Consider the following 14,315-nt stretch of genomic DNA (forward strand, 5'->3'; position numbering starts at 1 on the left):
GTCCCGACCGTCCACGTCTTCGTTCGTCGAGCCCTATGCCGAAGACGTGGATGCTCGCCACGAGGGCGAGCATGACGGGGGAGGCCACAGAACAGAACGAAGGAAACGCCCGCGATGACCGCCTCCCTCCTGCTCAAGAACATCCGCCCTTATGCCGGCGCTGCCGTCGATATGCTGATCGAGAACGGCAAGATTGCGCAGCTCGCACCAAACCTCGCTTCACCCGCCGGCGTCGCGGTCGAGGACGGCAAGGGCGAGATCGTCATCCCCGGTCTGGTCGAGGCCCACACCCATCTCGACAAGAGCCTCTGGGGCCAGCCCTGGTATAAAAACGAGGTCGGCGCGCGCCTGATCGACAAGATCGACAATGAGCGCATGAACAAGAAGCGTCTCGGTATCGAGCCGGCCCGCCAATCCGCCCGCCAGAGCATCCAGTCGTCGCTGAAGGGAACGACCCATATCCGCAGCCATGTCGATGTCGATACCGAGCATGGCATGTGGGGCGTCGAAGGTGTGATGGAGACGCGCGACGCCTATCGCGACATCGTCGACATCGAGCTCGTCGCCTTCCCGCAATCGGGTCTGCTCTGCCGGCCCGGCACGCTCGAACTGCTCGACCAGGCGATGCAGGCCGGCTGCGAGATCGTCGGCGGGCTGGACCCCTGCGCCATCGACCGCGACCCCAAGGGCCATCTCGATGCCGTCTTCGCGCTCTGCCAGAAATTCGGCAAGCCGCTCGACATCCATTTGCACGAGCCCGGCGAGATGGGCGCCTTCTCGACCGACCTGATCATCGAACGCACCCGCGCGCTCGGCATGCAGGGCAAGGTCACGATCAGCCACGCCTTCTGCCTCGGCGCCGACCCGGTGCTGGTCGATCCGCTGATCGCCGGCCTCGCCGAACTCGACATCGCCATCATGACCACCGGCCCGGCAAGCCGTCCCGCGCCGCCGGTCAAGAAGCTGCTGCAGGCCGGCATCCGCGTCTGCTCGGGCTCGGACGGCATCCGCGACACCTGGGGTCCCTATGGCAATGCCGACATGCTGGAGCGCGCCATGTTCGTCGGCCTGCGCAACAATTTCCGCCGTGACGACGAATTGCGCCTGGCGCTCGACGTGTGCACTACGGAAGGCGCAAAGGTGATGGAGATCGCCGGCTACGGCATCGAGGCCGGCTGCAACGCCGATTTCGTCATCCTGCCGGGCGAGACCGTGGCTGAGGCGTTGGTGATGCGCGCGCCGCAGCGCCGTGTCGTCAAGGGCGGCAGGATTGTCGCGCGCGACGGCGTCTCGATCAGGACCGTGCCGTGACCCTGCGCGCCGCAAACCGCCCCGAGGGCCGTATCCTGCTGACCGCGCGCTGGCTCGTCGGCCATGTCGACGGGCGGCATCGGCTTTACGAGAATGGCGAGGTCGTCTTCGAGGACGGCGCGGTCGTTTTCGTCGGCCACGGCTTTCCGGGCGAGGTCTCCAAACGCATCGACTACGGCAACGCGCTGATCGGGCCGGGCTTCGTCGATCTCGACGCGCTCTCGGATCTCGACACCACGATCCTCGCCTATGACAACCAGCCGGCCTGGAAGAAGGGCCGCGTCTGGCCGCGCAGCTATCTCGAAGCCGGCCCCTATGAGATGTATTCGCGCGAGGAACTGGCCTTCCAGAAGAAGCACGCCTTCGCGACGCTGATCCGCAACGGCGTCACGACCGGGCTGCCGATCGCCTCGCTGTTCTATCGCGCCTGGGGCGAGACGCCCGAGGAGTTCCAGGACGCGGCCGAGGCTGCAGCCGCGCTGGGCTTTCGCGCCTATCTCGGCCCGGCCTATCGCACCGGCAATCAGGTCGTGGAGCCCGACGGGCGCATCACCACGCATTACGACGAGCCGCGCGGCCTCGCCGAACTCGACGCCGCGATCGATTTTTGCGAGGCGCATGAAGGCGCGGCCGGCGACCTGATCCGGACCATGCTGGCGCCCGACCGGATCGAGACCTCGACGGCCGAACTGCTGCGCCGCACGGCTGACGCCGGCCGGGCGCTGAAGGTGCCGGTGCGCCTGCATTGCTGCCAGTCGAAGATCGAATACGACCTCGTACTGGCCCAGCACGGCATGAGTCCGCCGGAATGGCTGGCGAGCCTCGGCTTTCTGAACGAGCGCAGCCTGCTCCCCCATGGCACCGTCGTTTCGGGCAGTCGCCTAGTTGCGCGGCCGGGGCGCGACCTCGAGATCATCCGCGATGCCGGGGCCGCGATCGTCCACTGCCCGCTGGTTTCCGGCCGGCACGGCAACGCGATCGACCATTTCGGGCGCTATCGCGAGATGGGGCTCAAGATCGGCATGGGCACTGACACGAGCCCGCCCGACATGATCATGAACCTGCAGGTCGGGATGATCCTGGCGCGGACCATCGCCGGCAGCGTCTCCGCCGTCCGCAGCGAGGATTACTACGATGCGGCGACCATCGGCGGCGCCGATGCGCTCGGCCGGCCCGATCTCGGCCGGCTTCAGGCCGGCTCGCGCGCCGACATCACCGTGTTCGATCTCGACCGGCCCCATCTTGGCCAAATCATCGATCCCGTTCAGACCATGCTGCTCGCCGGCCATGGCCGCGATTTTGCGACGGTGATCATCGACGGGCGCTTCGTGATGGAGGACCGCCTGATCCCCGGCATCGACGAGGCCGCCGACAAGCTTCGGGCGCAAAAACAGTTCGAGGGCGTGATGGCGCGCTATCCGCAACGCACCCATGGCAATCCGCCGATGAGCGAGATCTTCTCGTCGAGCTATCCGATTGAGCGCGCGGAGGTGCCGGCATGACCGCTTCGGGCCCGCTGCTCTCGGTTCAGGATCTGCGCATCGTCTTCGACGGCCGGCACGGTCCGCTGACGGCGCTGGACGGCGTCTCCTTCGAGATCGCTCCGGGCGAGATCCTGGGCGTCGTCGGCGAATCCGGTGCCGGCAAGTCGCTGACCGGCACGGCGGTGATCGGCCTGCTCGACCCGCCCGGCCGGATCGCCGGCGGAGAGATCAGACTCGACGGCCAGCGCATCGATAATCTGCCGGCCGAATCGATGCGCAGGCTGCGTGGCCGCCGTATCGGCGCGATCTTCCAGGATCCGTTGACCTCGCTGCACCCGCTGCTGAGCGTCGGAGATCAGCTCGTCGAGACGATCACGACGCATCTTCCGGTCGGCAGGGTGGAGGCGCGGGCAAAGGCGCTTAGCCTGCTCAAGGAGGTCGGCATACCCGCAGCCGAGACCCGGATCGACCAGTATCCGCACCAGTTCTCCGGCGGCCTGCGCCAGCGCGTGGTGATCGCGCTGGCGCTCTGCGCCGAGCCGCAGCTGATCATCGCCGACGAGCCGACGACCGCGCTCGACGTCTCGATCCAGGCCCAGATCACGACGCTGCTGAAGCGGCTCTGCCGCGAGCACGGCACGGCGATCATGCTGGTCACGCACGATATGGGCGTCATCGCCGAGACCGCCGACCGGGTCGCGGTGATGTATGCCGGGCGCATCGTCGAGATCGGCCCGGTCGAGGAGGTCACGCGCCGGCCGCGCCACCCCTACACCGCCGGCCTGATGGCCTCGATACCGAGCGTCCACACCCGCAACGCCGTGCTGAACCAGATCGACGGCTCGATGCCGCGGCTGAACGCGATCCCGCCGGGCTGTTCCTTCAATCCGCGCTGTGGCGCGGCGACGCCGTTCTGCTGCGACCACAAGCCCGGCCTGCCCGTGGCGGCCCATGCCGCGGCCTGCCATTTCCCCTTGCTGGAGCCGGCGCATGCGTGATCCGGCCGCCATTCTGGAGGTCGCCTCCGCCTCCTGCCGCTTCGATGTTTCGGCGCCCGCGCTGTCGCGGCTGATCTCGCGCGAGCCGCGCCGTATCCTGCGTGCCGTCGAGGATGTCTCCTTCACGGTCGCGCGCGGCACGACTTTCAGCATCGTCGGCGAGTCCGGCTGCGGAAAATCGACGCTGGCGCGCATGGTCGTGGGTCTCCAGCGCCCGACGCAAGGCGCGCTGCATTTCCGCGACATCACCCGCAGCGACGGCACGATCGGCCCGCCGCGCGTGCAGATGATCTTCCAGGATCCTTACGCCTCGCTCAATCCACGCTGGCGCGTCGGCGACATCATCGCCGAGCCGATCCGCGAGCTGGGCTTGCGCCCCGACGAAGCCTCGACGCTGCAACGCGTCGGCGACCTGCTCGAGATCGTCGGCTTGTCGCGCACGGACGCGAGCCGCTATCCGCATGCCTTCTCCGGCGGTCAGCGTCAGCGCATTTCGATCGCGCGCGCGCTCGCCACCGAGGCCGATTTCCTCGTCTGCGACGAGCCGACCTCGGCGCTCGACGTCTCGGTCCAGGCCCAGATTCTCAACCTGATGGTCAGGCTCCAGAAAGAGTTCGGCCTGACCTATCTCTTCATCAGCCACAATCTCTCGGTGGTCCGGCACATGTCGGACCATCTCGCGATCATGTATCTCGGCCGCTTCGTCGAGAGCGGCCCGGCCGAGGAGGTCTTCGCCGATCCGCGCCACCCCTATACGCGGCTGCTGCTCGACACGATCCCCGATGTCGAAAAGCCGAACCGCGAACGCCGGCCGATGTCTGGCGAAGTGCCGAGCCCGATCGCTCCGCCGCTGGGCTGCAGCTTCCATCCGCGCTGCGCCATCGCGGTCGAACGCTGCCATGGTGAGCGGCCACAGCTTCACGCAGCCGGCGGCGTCGAGCTCGCATGCCATCTCGGCTGACAGGCCCGTCGCTCCCGATCAGGCGTCGAACAGGGTCGGCAGCGGGTAGCCGGGCTTCTGGATCGGCGATTTGATGACGATGTAGCTGAAATACTTGGAAATGCCGAGATTGCGGTCGAGCAGCGTCTCGATCAGCGACTGGTAATGCGTCAGGCCGCGCGTCACGAACTTGACCAGATAATCATAGCCACCACTGACCAGGTGGCATTCGACGACTTCGTCGACGCGCCGCAGCGCGGTCTCGAAGCGGATGAAATACTCCTTGGTGTGGTCGGCCAGCGTGATCTCGGTGAAGACCGTGATGGTCTCGCCGAGCTTCTGCAGGTTGATCACCGCGCTGTAGCCGGAGATGAAGCCGGCCTGCTCCAGCCGCTTGACCCGCAGCAGGCACGGGCTCGGCGACAGGCCCACCGCATCGGCCAGCGTGACATTGGTCATCCGGCCGTTGGCCTGCAGCGCGACCAGGATCTTCATGTCGATGCGGTCGAGGCGCACGCCTGGTGTCACGACGAAAATCCCCAAAGCCAAGGCGCGCCGCCCGGGCGCACCCGTCAGAAGCCGCCCTGGTTCGAAAGCCTAGAGCATTGCGCGAAAAAGTGGGAACCGGTTTTTCGCAAAGGCAGGGCTCCCGATATTTTAGGTCGATGCGGTTGCTTCCGGCAAAGCGAGGATCATGCCGCGACGCTCGTGCCCCAGCGCAGGCTGGCCTTGATCTCGGGGATCGCGAGCATGTCGTCCAGCGTCTGGCGCAGGCGGTCGACGATCAGGTCGATCTCGCTGTCGCTGCAGCAGAGCGGCGGAGCGAGCCCTATGATGTCGTCGGCGAAGGCGCGGAAGATCACGCCATTGGCGTAGCCGCGCGCGAAGAGATGCTCGGACAGCCTGGCCTCGCGCGGGAAACGCTCCTTGGCCTGCTTGTCGGCGACGAGTTCGACGCCGGCCAGCAGGCCCCGCGCGCGGACTTCGCCGACGAGCGGGTGGTCGGCGAGTTCGGCTAGCTTCGCTTCGAAATGCGCGCCGGCGCGCTGGCCGTTGGCGAGAATGCCGCCTTCGTCATAGAGCCTGAGCACTTCCAGTGCGACGGCGGCGCTGACCGGGTGGCCGGAATAGGTCTGGCCATGGCCGATAGGCGCGCCCGCCGGCGCATTGTCGGCGATGGTGCGGAACATGGTTTCGCTGATGGCGAGCGCACCCAACGGCGCATAGCCGGAGGTCAGCCCCTTGGCCATGGTCATCATATCCGGCACGACGCCTTCGGCTTCGCAGGCGAACATCGGCCCGGTACGGCCAAAGCCGGTGATGACCTCGTCGGCCAGGAAGAGGATGTCGAGTTCGCGTGCGGTTTCCCGCATCGCCTTGAGCCAGCCGCGCGGCGGCACGACGACGCCGCCCGAGCCCTGGATCGGCTCGCAGAAGAAGGCGGCGACATTGTCGGGGCCGAGTTCCTCGACCTTGGCGCGCAGCGCGGCCACGCTGGACGCGATCACGCTCGCATCGTCGCCGCCCACCGGATTGCGATAGGGGTAGGGCGAGGCGATGTAATGCTGGACATGGGCCGGAAAATCGAAATTCAGGTGGAAGGACGGCAGCGCTGTGACGCCCGCGCCGGTCGACGAGGAGCCGTGATAGCCGCGCTCCAGCGAGATGATCTGCTTCTTCGTCGGCCGCCCGGTGACGTTGTAATAGTAGCTGATCAGCCGCAGCGCGCCGTCGACCGCGTCCGATCCGCCGAGCGAGAAATAGATGTGGTTGAGGTCTCCCGGCGTCAGCTCCGCAAGCTTGGCGGCCAGCCGGATGGTGGGCTCGCTGCCGAAGCTGAAATAGCCGGTCGCATAGGGCAGTTCGCGCATCTGCGCGGCGGCCGCCTCGACGATGCTTTCATGGCCATAACCGACATTGACGCACCATAGTCCGGCGAAACCATCGATCAGCTCATGGCCGTCGATGTCGGTGATGAAGGCGCCGCGCGCCGATTTCATGATGGTGACGCCGCGCTTTTCGTGACCGGCCCAGGAGGCGACGGGGTGGACCCAATGCTTGCGGTCGAGGGCTTCGAGAGAATTGACGGTCATGGCGCTGCCTTGGATGAACGAAGGGGGAAAGTGATGGCGGCGGGTCAGCCTGCGGCAGCCTGCATATGGGCGTCGCGGCGGATGCCTGGCCGCGCCATCTGTGCTTCCTCGCGCAGATAACGGCCTGGTGTGACGCCGCAGATCGTCTTGAAATGGCGCGACAGATGGCTCTGGTCGAAGAAGCCGGCCTCGGAAGCCGCGAGCGCCGGCGGCATGCCTTCGCGCAACAGCGTCTTGGCATGGCGGATGCGGCGATGGCAGATGAAGCGGTGCGGGGTCATGCCGACCTGGCGGCGAAACACCGTGACGAAGCGGCAGACACTGAGCCCGGCGAGCACCGCGAGGTCGTCGAGATAGACGCTCTCGGCAAAATGCCGCTCGATATGGCCGAGAGCGCGCTGGATTCCCGGATTGACCCGCGCAGGCTGCGTCTGCCCGTTCTCAGGAGTTGGCTCGTGCATGGAGCGGTTCTCTCTCGCCGACGGCACATGCCGCCTGTTGCCCGCAAGAGTAGAACCCGCTCGCCATGCTGTCGGCAGCCGACTATGCGCTTGCGCGCTATCACCTGCGCAATTGGGCCGGGTCGGCGGCACAAGATGCCGTGGCTGGAACCGGTCTAGTAACCGCGGCTGCGGTCGACCAGCCCGAACAGCGGCTCGCCGGCGCGGTGCCGTCGGAGATTGTCGAGCACGACCTCCACCGCCGTTTCCGGCTGGGTCATGCTGGCGATATGCGGCGTGATCAGCACGCGCGGGTCGCTCCAGAGCGGATGTCCGGCGGTCAGCGGCTCGGGGTCGGTGACATCCAGCACCGCCGACGAGATCTGGCCGCTATCGAGCGCCGCCAGCAGCGCGTCCTGATCGAGATGGCCGCCGCGCCCCGAATTCAGCAGTCTTGCGCCATGCGGCAGGCGGGCGAAGAGTTCCGCGTTCAGCATGCCGCGCGTCTCCCCGGTCAGCGGCAGCAGGCAGACGAGGATGTCGCTGCGGCCGAGGAAAGCGTCCATTTCGTCGGGGCCGGCATAGCAGGCGATGCCCTCGATCTCGCGGCGCGTGCGGCTCCAGCCCGCGACCTGGAAACCGAAGCCGGCGAGCTTGCGGCAGGCCGCTTCGCCGAGCTGGCCGAGGCCGAGCACGCCGACGCGACGGCTCGACGCCGGCCAGACCCTGATCTGCTCCCAGATTCCCGCACGCTGCTGGGCGATGTAGGGCACGAGATCGCGATGCAGCGCCAGCACCGACATGGTGACGTATTCGACCATGCCGTCGACGATGCCGGGCTCGACCATTCGCACGATCGGCAACTCGGGCGGCAGCTTCGAGAAATCGAACTGGTCGACGCCGGCGCCGACCGAGAACAGCAGTTCCAGGTTCGGGAAGCGCGCCATCATGTCGTCGGGGGGCATCCAGGCGGCGATGTAGCGGATCTCGCTCGCATCGCCGATATCGGGCCAGATCAGGAACGGCAGGTCCGGCGCCTTCTGCGCAAACAGCGCAGCCCATTCGGTGCCGCGAACCGGATCGGACTTGTAGAGAAACGCCATCGTTTTCGCCTGTATCCGTTCTTCAGCCGAGAGCCTGATTGACCAACCCGTAGAGGATGGCGGGCCCGGTCGCGAGAGGCTTGTCGCCGCGCACCATGGTCGTGACCGGGCCAGCAAACTTCAGGCCGCGCTGCGTCGCCCAGGCGTCCAGCCCCGATGAGACGGGTATATCGATCCTGACGAACTGGCCCTGCTGCGCATGAAGCCAGTGGTCGATCAGGATGCGCGCCTGCGCGCTATCATTCGCGATGACTGGTCCGATGCTAAGGCCGCGCCCGAAGCGGCGCAGGATGCTGAAGCCGACGGGCATGCCGTCGCGCTCGAGCACTATCGCCTGGCCGCAGCCGAGCAGGACTTCCAGAAGCGGGCGGCGCGGCAAACCCGTCGCCTGCAGATCGAGCCGCTCCAGCAGCGGCAGATCGGCCATGCCCGCCGGACGCAGACGCTCTTGCGGGCTCAGGACCGGTGCGGCGAGGGCGGGGACGATGCCATGATGCTGGCGGACGCCGCCGCAGCTCACGAAGCCGAGCTTTTCATAGAGCGGCTCGCCGGCGACGGTCGCGTTCAGCAGCAGCGTGCGTCCGGCCGATTGTTCCAGCAGGCCCTGCATCAATCGCCTGCCGATGCCGCCGCCCTGGAGATCGGGCGAGACGATGATCATGCCGAGTGTGGCGTAGGTCTGCCCGTAAGGCCACCATAGCGCGGTCGCGACGATATCCTCGCCCCGCGTCGCGACGACCCCGCCGCCAAGGCCGATCGCCATCTGCCAATCCTCGACGCGATAGGGCCAAGACACGGCCTGGGACAGGCGCAATCCTCCTGCCGCATCGCGCAGTTCGATCGGGCGAAACGTCAGGGCCTCTTGAATGGCGACGACGGCGGACATGCTGGAACTCCGGCTCGAAGGCAACGGCAGGGCGACGATGCGCTCAGCCGACGACCTCCTGGACGACATAGAACTTGGCGACGGGTTCGTTGCCATCCCAGGCGCAATCAGCGCCATGGGCGACGAAGACGCTGTCCCCGGTCTCGACCCGCGTGACGCCGCCGTCGGCCCCGGTCAACTCGACGCTGCCGGAAACCAGATGCATCAGCTCGTTGACGCGATGCGGGCGCGAGATGCGCCGGTAGGGCGTCGAATCCCAGGTCCCGGCGCGAAACCGCGTCGCCTCGTCGGTGAAGGCGTTGAAGCTCCGGCATTGCGGCGTCGGCCCGACGAGCAGTTCGGCGCCCGGTGCGGCAGAGGGGGCAAGCGGGGCATCGGCTGCAAGCCTCGTCAGGCCGGGCGTGGCCGAAGTCTTGCCCGTCACGGCGCAGAAAACCCATTGCGCGCCCGCACCGGCATCGACCGAGAGGGCCGTTCCGTGCGCGATCACGCCGCCTTCGCCTGCTGCGAGCACCAACGTTTCGCCGCCGGGCTGCGACAGTCGAAGCCTGCCGGAGACGACTACGACGGCCTCCGTATGCGGGAAGGCTGCGATCTCCGACACGCCCGCGAAGCGGCATCGTCCCGCCGAAATGGCGTCTGGGCCTGTCCAGGCGATCTCACGAGCGGCGGCAAAGGGGTCGTCCTGTCCGAGCCTGCCCATGCGAAAGGGCGTCTCGACCGCGCCGCCACCGGCGCGGGCAAGGAGGAGAATTCCTGACGACATCGGCTTCCTGCTTCCGGGATTGCGAAGAGCCCGCAGTTACCCTCAGCGCGGGACTGAGGGATTGGACGCTCTTTTCGGACAGCGCCGAAGCGCCGCCTCGCTTACCGCGACAGAAAGAAGCGCAGCATCTCACGCGACGCGTCGGGGCCGCTGGCATCGGTGAAGCTGCCGCCGCCATCGCCACCCGACCAGGCATGCGCGCCGCCATGCACAAGCCAATGCTCCGCAAGCGCGCCGTCGTCAGCCCCATCGAGCAAGGTCCGTGTGACCTTTCGCCCATTGATGTGGCTGTCCGACGTCACTGCCGCGCTGCCGGGGTTCTGCGCCCGGACCCGGTCGAGAATTTGCTCGCCATTGGCGACGTGCACCGTGGCGTCGGCTCCGCCATGGAAGACGATCCTGCGGCTGCCGCCGGATGTCCTGCCGGCAGCTTTGGCTGGCCAGGACGGCTTTGCACCGCTCTTCATCGCGCCGAGCGCCGACATCACGTCACTGGCCGCGCCATGGGGCAGGCCGGAATGAATGCCGACGGCGGAAAACACCTCCGGATAGGTCGAGGCCAGCACGTCGGCCATTGCGCCGCCGGCCGACAGGCCCGCCGCGAAGATGCGCCTTCCGTCGACGCCGAACTCGGTTGCAAGCTCCTGCGCCAGACCCGCCAGCACAGCCGGTTCGCCCGCGCCGCGCTGCTGGTGGCGCGGGTCGAACCAGTTCCAGCAGCCCTGCGGATTGGCCGAGCGCGGCTGGTGCGGCCAGGCGACGATGACACCGAACTCGTCGGCCAACCGGTTCATCCGGGTTCCCAGTGCGAAGTCGTCCGGGTTTTGCGTGCAGCCATGCAGCATCAGCACGAGCGCCATCTCGCGGCCGGCGCGGTTGGTCGGGACGTAAAGCTTGTAGGCGATCGATCCCGCGGCGCCGCGATAGGTGCACGACACGAAGCGCTCATCGGCGGCGGGCGTCGTCGGAGCCTGTCGAGGGCGCGCTTCGTTGGCTTCCGCGAGCCCGCTGCGCAACACCTGCAGGACATCGCCGAGCCTGCGACGTCGGGGAGCCGTGAAGCCGACGGTATTGGGCTCGCCGGCCGCCGGGCGCTCGCGCTCCTCGGCCGGGCCGGCGCCAAGCGCGCGCTGGAGCACGGCGGTCGCGGCGGTGACGTTGGCCGTCTTCAGCAAGGTCATTGCATCGCCGATGGCGGTGCGCATGCGCGAAGTCATGGGCTATCCTTTTCGGAAGGGTCCGTGCAAGCGACTGGCCAGGGACGGCCTTTGCCGCTGCCGGCACGACCGGGAACGGCCATCGGCCCGGCTGGTTCCCGGGTCGGATCGTCGCGTCGCGATGGGGATGGTCGCAGGCAGCAGGCTCTTGAAGCCCGATGATTGTGGCGCGCTCAAGAACAGGCGTGCATCGGCGGCTGTCTCAGTCGGCGGCGAGAGCCGCGTCGAAGGCCGATTGCAGCATCTCGCGGCAGGCCTCGGCCTGCTCGCGCGCCGAGGGAATGCTGATGGCGCCGATGATGTCGGAGAGATCGCGCAGGGCGACATCGACGGCGGTCAGCAGATCGATCTCGCTATCCTCGCCATAGGCGCAACGCGACCTCGGAACCGGAAACTGCAACACATTACCCATAGGACACCCACACCCTCGAATCAGATGGGCAGTGTCGGATGGCCGCGTCAGGGAACGGTTAATTCGACCGTTCAAACTGCATTCTAGCCTGGGAATCAGGCTTTTGGCCGCTTGCGCTGCAGTCCCGAGCGCTTGCAATGGGCCACCAGTTCGCCCCGCTGGTTGTAGGCGCGGTGCAGGAAGACGACGATTCCGGCGTCGGGCCTCGACTTGCTGTCGCGGAGTTCGACGACCTCGGTCTCGACGCGAACCGTGTCGCCGTGGAACAGCGGCTTGGGGAAGCGCACCTCGTCCCAGCCGAGATTGGCGATCGCCGTGCCCAGGGTCGTGTCGCCGACGGAGATGCCGACCATCAGGCCGAGCGTGAAGGCGCTGTTGACGAGGCGCTGGCCGAATTCCGTCTCGGTCCTGCAATACTCCTCGTCGAGATGGAGATAGGCCGGGTTGTGGGTCACCGCACTGAACCAGACATTGTCCGCCTCGGTGATGGTGCGGCGAATCTCGTGCTTGAAGAGATGCCCGACCGTCAGGTCGTCGAAATAAAGCCCGGCCATGATGATCGTCCTCGTGCTGTCGGTGACATGAAGCGTTGGCCGGAGCGGCTCACGCGCCCTTGAAGCGGGGTGGCCGTTTCTCGGAGAAGGCGGTGGAACCCTCCTTGGCGTCGTCGCTGGTCTGGAGCAGGCGCAGCATCATCTGTTCCAGCCGAAGACCGGTCGCGAGATCGAGATCGCGGCTGCGTAGCGCCAGTTCCTTGGCGGCCTGGACGGCCAGCGGTGCGTTCTCGCTGATGCGCCTGGCGTAGTCGAGCGCCGTCGGCAGCACGTCTTCCGGCGCGACGATGCGATTGACCAACCCCCAGCGCTCGGCGGTGGCGGCGTCGATGCTGTCGCCGGTCAGGAGCATCTCCATCGCAATCGCATGCGGCAATTGCTGCACGAGCCGCTGCGTGCCGCCATTGGCGGGAAAGAGGCCACGCCTGACCTCGGAGACCGAAAATGTGGCATGGCTCGCGGCGACGCGGATGTCGGTCGCCAGCAGCAAGGTCATGCCGCCGCCGAGACAGGCGCCGTTGACCGCCGCGATCACCGGCTTCCAGATTTCCAGCCCGCGATTGAGCAATTGTCCGGCCTGCGTCAGCATCAGCTCGGCCAAGGGCGGCGGGTGCGCCGTGAAACTCTTGATGTCGGCGCCGGCGCTGAAGGCCTTGTCGCCCGCGCCGGTGATGACGGCGGCGAGGATCGCCGGGTTGTCGCGCACTTCGATCCAGGCCTTCGACAACGCGCCATAATGCGCGGCGTCCATGGCGTTACGCCGTTCGGGGCGGTTGATCGTGATGGTCGCGACCGCGCCGTCCTGAACAAGATCGATCGACATGTCCGTCTTTCCCGCGTGCCGCGGCTTCAGGCGATGGCGCGTGCGTCGCGCAGCGAGGCGATCTCACCAGCGGAAAAACCGAGTTCGCCCAGCACGTCGTCGGTATGCTGGCCGAGATTCGGCGGCGGCAGGCCGGGCTTGGCCGGCTCGCCATCGAAACGCACCGGCTGGCCGATGCCCTTCAGCGAGCCGCCGGTCGGATGTTCGTATTCCATCACGATCCCGCTGGCGGCGGTATGGGGATGGGCGAGCAATTGCGGCAGCGAGTTGATCGGCGAGCAGGGTATGCCGGCAGCCGACAAGGTCTGATGCCAATGGGCGACCGTGTTCGTCATCAGCGCCGCTCCCACGCGCGCCAGCGTCGCCGGGCGGTTGCGGACGCGGTCGGAATTGCTGCGGAAATCGGGATTGTCGACGATGTCCTGGAGGCCGGTTGCGGCGCAGAATTTTCGCCAGAGACTGTCGTTGGCGACGCCGATCATGATCGGCCCGTCCTTGGCCTCGAAGGCCTGATAGGGGCACAGCGATTCATGGCTTGAGCCGCATTTGGGCGGCTGCACGCCTTTTTCCCAATAGGTCTGCAGATTGTAGCCGAGCAGGCCCATGGCGGTGTCGTAGAGCGAGACATTGACCGTGCCACCCTCGCCGGTGACGGCGCGCTGGTACAGCAGCGCGAGGATGCCGCTCAGCGCATGCGTGCCGGTCATCTGGTCGATCGGCGAGATCGGGCTGCGGATATGGCCGCCGCTCTCGTCGCCGGTCAGCGCCATGACCCCGCAGAACGCCTGCAGGATAACGTCGTAGCCCGGCGCGTCGCGCATCGGGCCGGTCCGGCCGAACCCGGAGATGCTGCAATAGATCAGTTTCGGGTTGATCGCGCGCAGCGTTGCCGCGTCGATACCCAGCCGCTCGACCACGCCGGTGCCGAAGCTCTCGATGGCGATGTCTGCCTTGGCGGCGAGGCGGTGTACCACCTCCCGGCCCGCTTGCGTCTTGAGGTCGACGGCGACGCTGCGCTTGTTGCGGTTGGCGCTGAGGAAGACTGCGCCGAGGCCCGGCGCACGAAAGGGTGGCCAGCTGCGCGTGTCGTCGCCGGTCCCGAGCGCCTCCACCTTGATGACATCGGCCCCCATCTCGCCGAGATATTGCGCGCATAGCGGCCCTGCGAGCACCTTGGTGAGGTCGAGCACCCTCACGCCCTTCAGAGGTTTGGCCACGAAATCTCTCCTGCACCGGCGAGCGGCGCGTCCTGCAAGGTCCCGGTGGGAGCGGCGGGCGACCCGGCCTC

At 67.1% G+C, this 14,315-nt stretch carries 15 protein-coding genes; 4 read left to right on the forward strand and 11 right to left on the reverse strand.

Annotation, left to right across the window (positions count from 1 at the left end; genetic code table 11):
* Positions 1-114: 114 nt before the first annotated feature.
* From AC1DZY_RS10765 to AC1DZY_RS10780, 4 genes are read left to right on the forward strand one after another with little or no spacing between them, the layout of a single operon-like run.
* A complete protein-coding gene (locus AC1DZY_RS10765; protein WP_476820108.1) occupies positions 115-1,311 on the forward strand; it encodes an amidohydrolase family protein in 1,197 nt (398 codons plus the stop codon).
* On the forward strand, positions 1,308-2,813 hold the full coding sequence (locus AC1DZY_RS10770) for an amidohydrolase family protein (RefSeq protein ID WP_476820109.1): 1,506 nt from the start codon (positions 1,308-1,310) through the stop codon (positions 2,811-2,813). Before AC1DZY_RS10765 ends, AC1DZY_RS10770 begins: the two co-directional genes overlap by 4 nt.
* On the forward strand, positions 2,810-3,793 hold the full coding sequence (locus tag AC1DZY_RS10775) for an ABC transporter ATP-binding protein (protein WP_476820110.1): 984 nt from the start codon (positions 2,810-2,812) through the stop codon (positions 3,791-3,793). The genes AC1DZY_RS10770 and AC1DZY_RS10775 overlap by 4 nt, the downstream gene beginning before the upstream one ends.
* The gene (locus tag AC1DZY_RS10780) at positions 3,786-4,754 is read left to right on the forward strand and encodes an ABC transporter ATP-binding protein (protein WP_476820111.1); all 969 of its coding nucleotides are present in this window, start codon (positions 3,786-3,788) and stop codon (positions 4,752-4,754) included. Before AC1DZY_RS10775 ends, AC1DZY_RS10780 begins: the two co-directional genes overlap by 8 nt.
* Positions 4,755-4,772: 18 nt before the next feature.
* Here the strand turns inward: AC1DZY_RS10780 and AC1DZY_RS10785 are convergent, their stop codons facing one another.
* The 11 genes from AC1DZY_RS10785 to AC1DZY_RS10835 all read right to left on the reverse strand — a co-directional run bounded on the left by AC1DZY_RS10785 (position 4,773) and on the right by AC1DZY_RS10835 (position 14,244).
* Complete coding sequence (locus AC1DZY_RS10785) at positions 4,773-5,249, reverse strand: Lrp/AsnC family transcriptional regulator (protein ID WP_476820294.1); 477 nt, start codon at positions 5,247-5,249, stop codon at positions 4,773-4,775.
* Between the two features lie 176 nt (positions 5,250-5,425).
* Positions 5,426-6,826, reverse strand: coding sequence for an aminotransferase class III-fold pyridoxal phosphate-dependent enzyme (locus AC1DZY_RS10790; RefSeq protein WP_476820112.1), 1,401 nt, complete (start codon positions 6,824-6,826; stop codon positions 5,426-5,428).
* Positions 6,827-6,870: 44 nt separating this feature from the next.
* Positions 6,871-7,287, reverse strand: a complete 417-nt coding sequence (locus AC1DZY_RS10795) for a helix-turn-helix domain-containing protein (protein WP_476820113.1) — start codon at positions 7,285-7,287, stop codon at positions 6,871-6,873.
* 155 nt (positions 7,288-7,442) lie between these two features.
* Positions 7,443-8,369, reverse strand: a complete 927-nt coding sequence (locus AC1DZY_RS10800; RefSeq protein WP_476820114.1) for a 2-hydroxyacid dehydrogenase — start codon at positions 8,367-8,369, stop codon at positions 7,443-7,445.
* Positions 8,370-8,391: 22 nt separating this feature from the next.
* Positions 8,392-9,255 carry a GNAT family N-acetyltransferase gene (locus AC1DZY_RS10805; RefSeq protein WP_476820115.1) on the reverse strand — a complete coding sequence of 288 codons (864 nt, stop codon included), beginning with the start codon at positions 9,253-9,255 and terminating at the stop codon, positions 8,392-8,394.
* Between the two features lie 43 nt (positions 9,256-9,298).
* Positions 9,299-10,021, reverse strand: coding sequence for a cupin domain-containing protein (locus AC1DZY_RS10810; protein ID WP_476820116.1), 723 nt, complete (start codon positions 10,019-10,021; stop codon positions 9,299-9,301).
* A gap of 101 nt (positions 10,022-10,122) precedes the next feature.
* Positions 10,123-11,238 (reverse strand): extracellular catalytic domain type 1 short-chain-length polyhydroxyalkanoate depolymerase, encoded by a 1,116-nt coding sequence (locus AC1DZY_RS10815; protein ID WP_476820117.1) that lies wholly within the window; start codon positions 11,236-11,238, stop codon positions 10,123-10,125.
* Between the two features lie 202 nt (positions 11,239-11,440).
* Positions 11,441-11,650 carry a hypothetical protein gene (locus tag AC1DZY_RS10820; RefSeq protein ID WP_476820118.1) on the reverse strand — a complete coding sequence of 70 codons (210 nt, stop codon included), beginning with the start codon at positions 11,648-11,650 and terminating at the stop codon, positions 11,441-11,443.
* A gap of 95 nt (positions 11,651-11,745) precedes the next feature.
* Entirely contained in the window at positions 11,746-12,204 is a 459-nt protein-coding gene (locus tag AC1DZY_RS10825; protein ID WP_476820119.1) for a MaoC family dehydratase, read from the reverse strand.
* A 49-nt stretch (positions 12,205-12,253) separates the two neighbouring features.
* Positions 12,254-13,027 (reverse strand): enoyl-CoA hydratase/isomerase family protein, encoded by a 774-nt coding sequence (locus AC1DZY_RS10830; protein WP_476820120.1) that lies wholly within the window; start codon positions 13,025-13,027, stop codon positions 12,254-12,256.
* A gap of 26 nt (positions 13,028-13,053) precedes the next feature.
* The gene (locus AC1DZY_RS10835) at positions 13,054-14,244 is read right to left on the reverse strand and encodes a CaiB/BaiF CoA transferase family protein (RefSeq protein WP_476820121.1); all 1,191 of its coding nucleotides are present in this window, start codon (positions 14,242-14,244) and stop codon (positions 13,054-13,056) included.
* Between the last annotated feature and the right edge of the window lie 71 nt (positions 14,245-14,315).

The sequence above is a fragment of the Allobosea sp. P2_A10 genome (assembly GCF_056405115.1).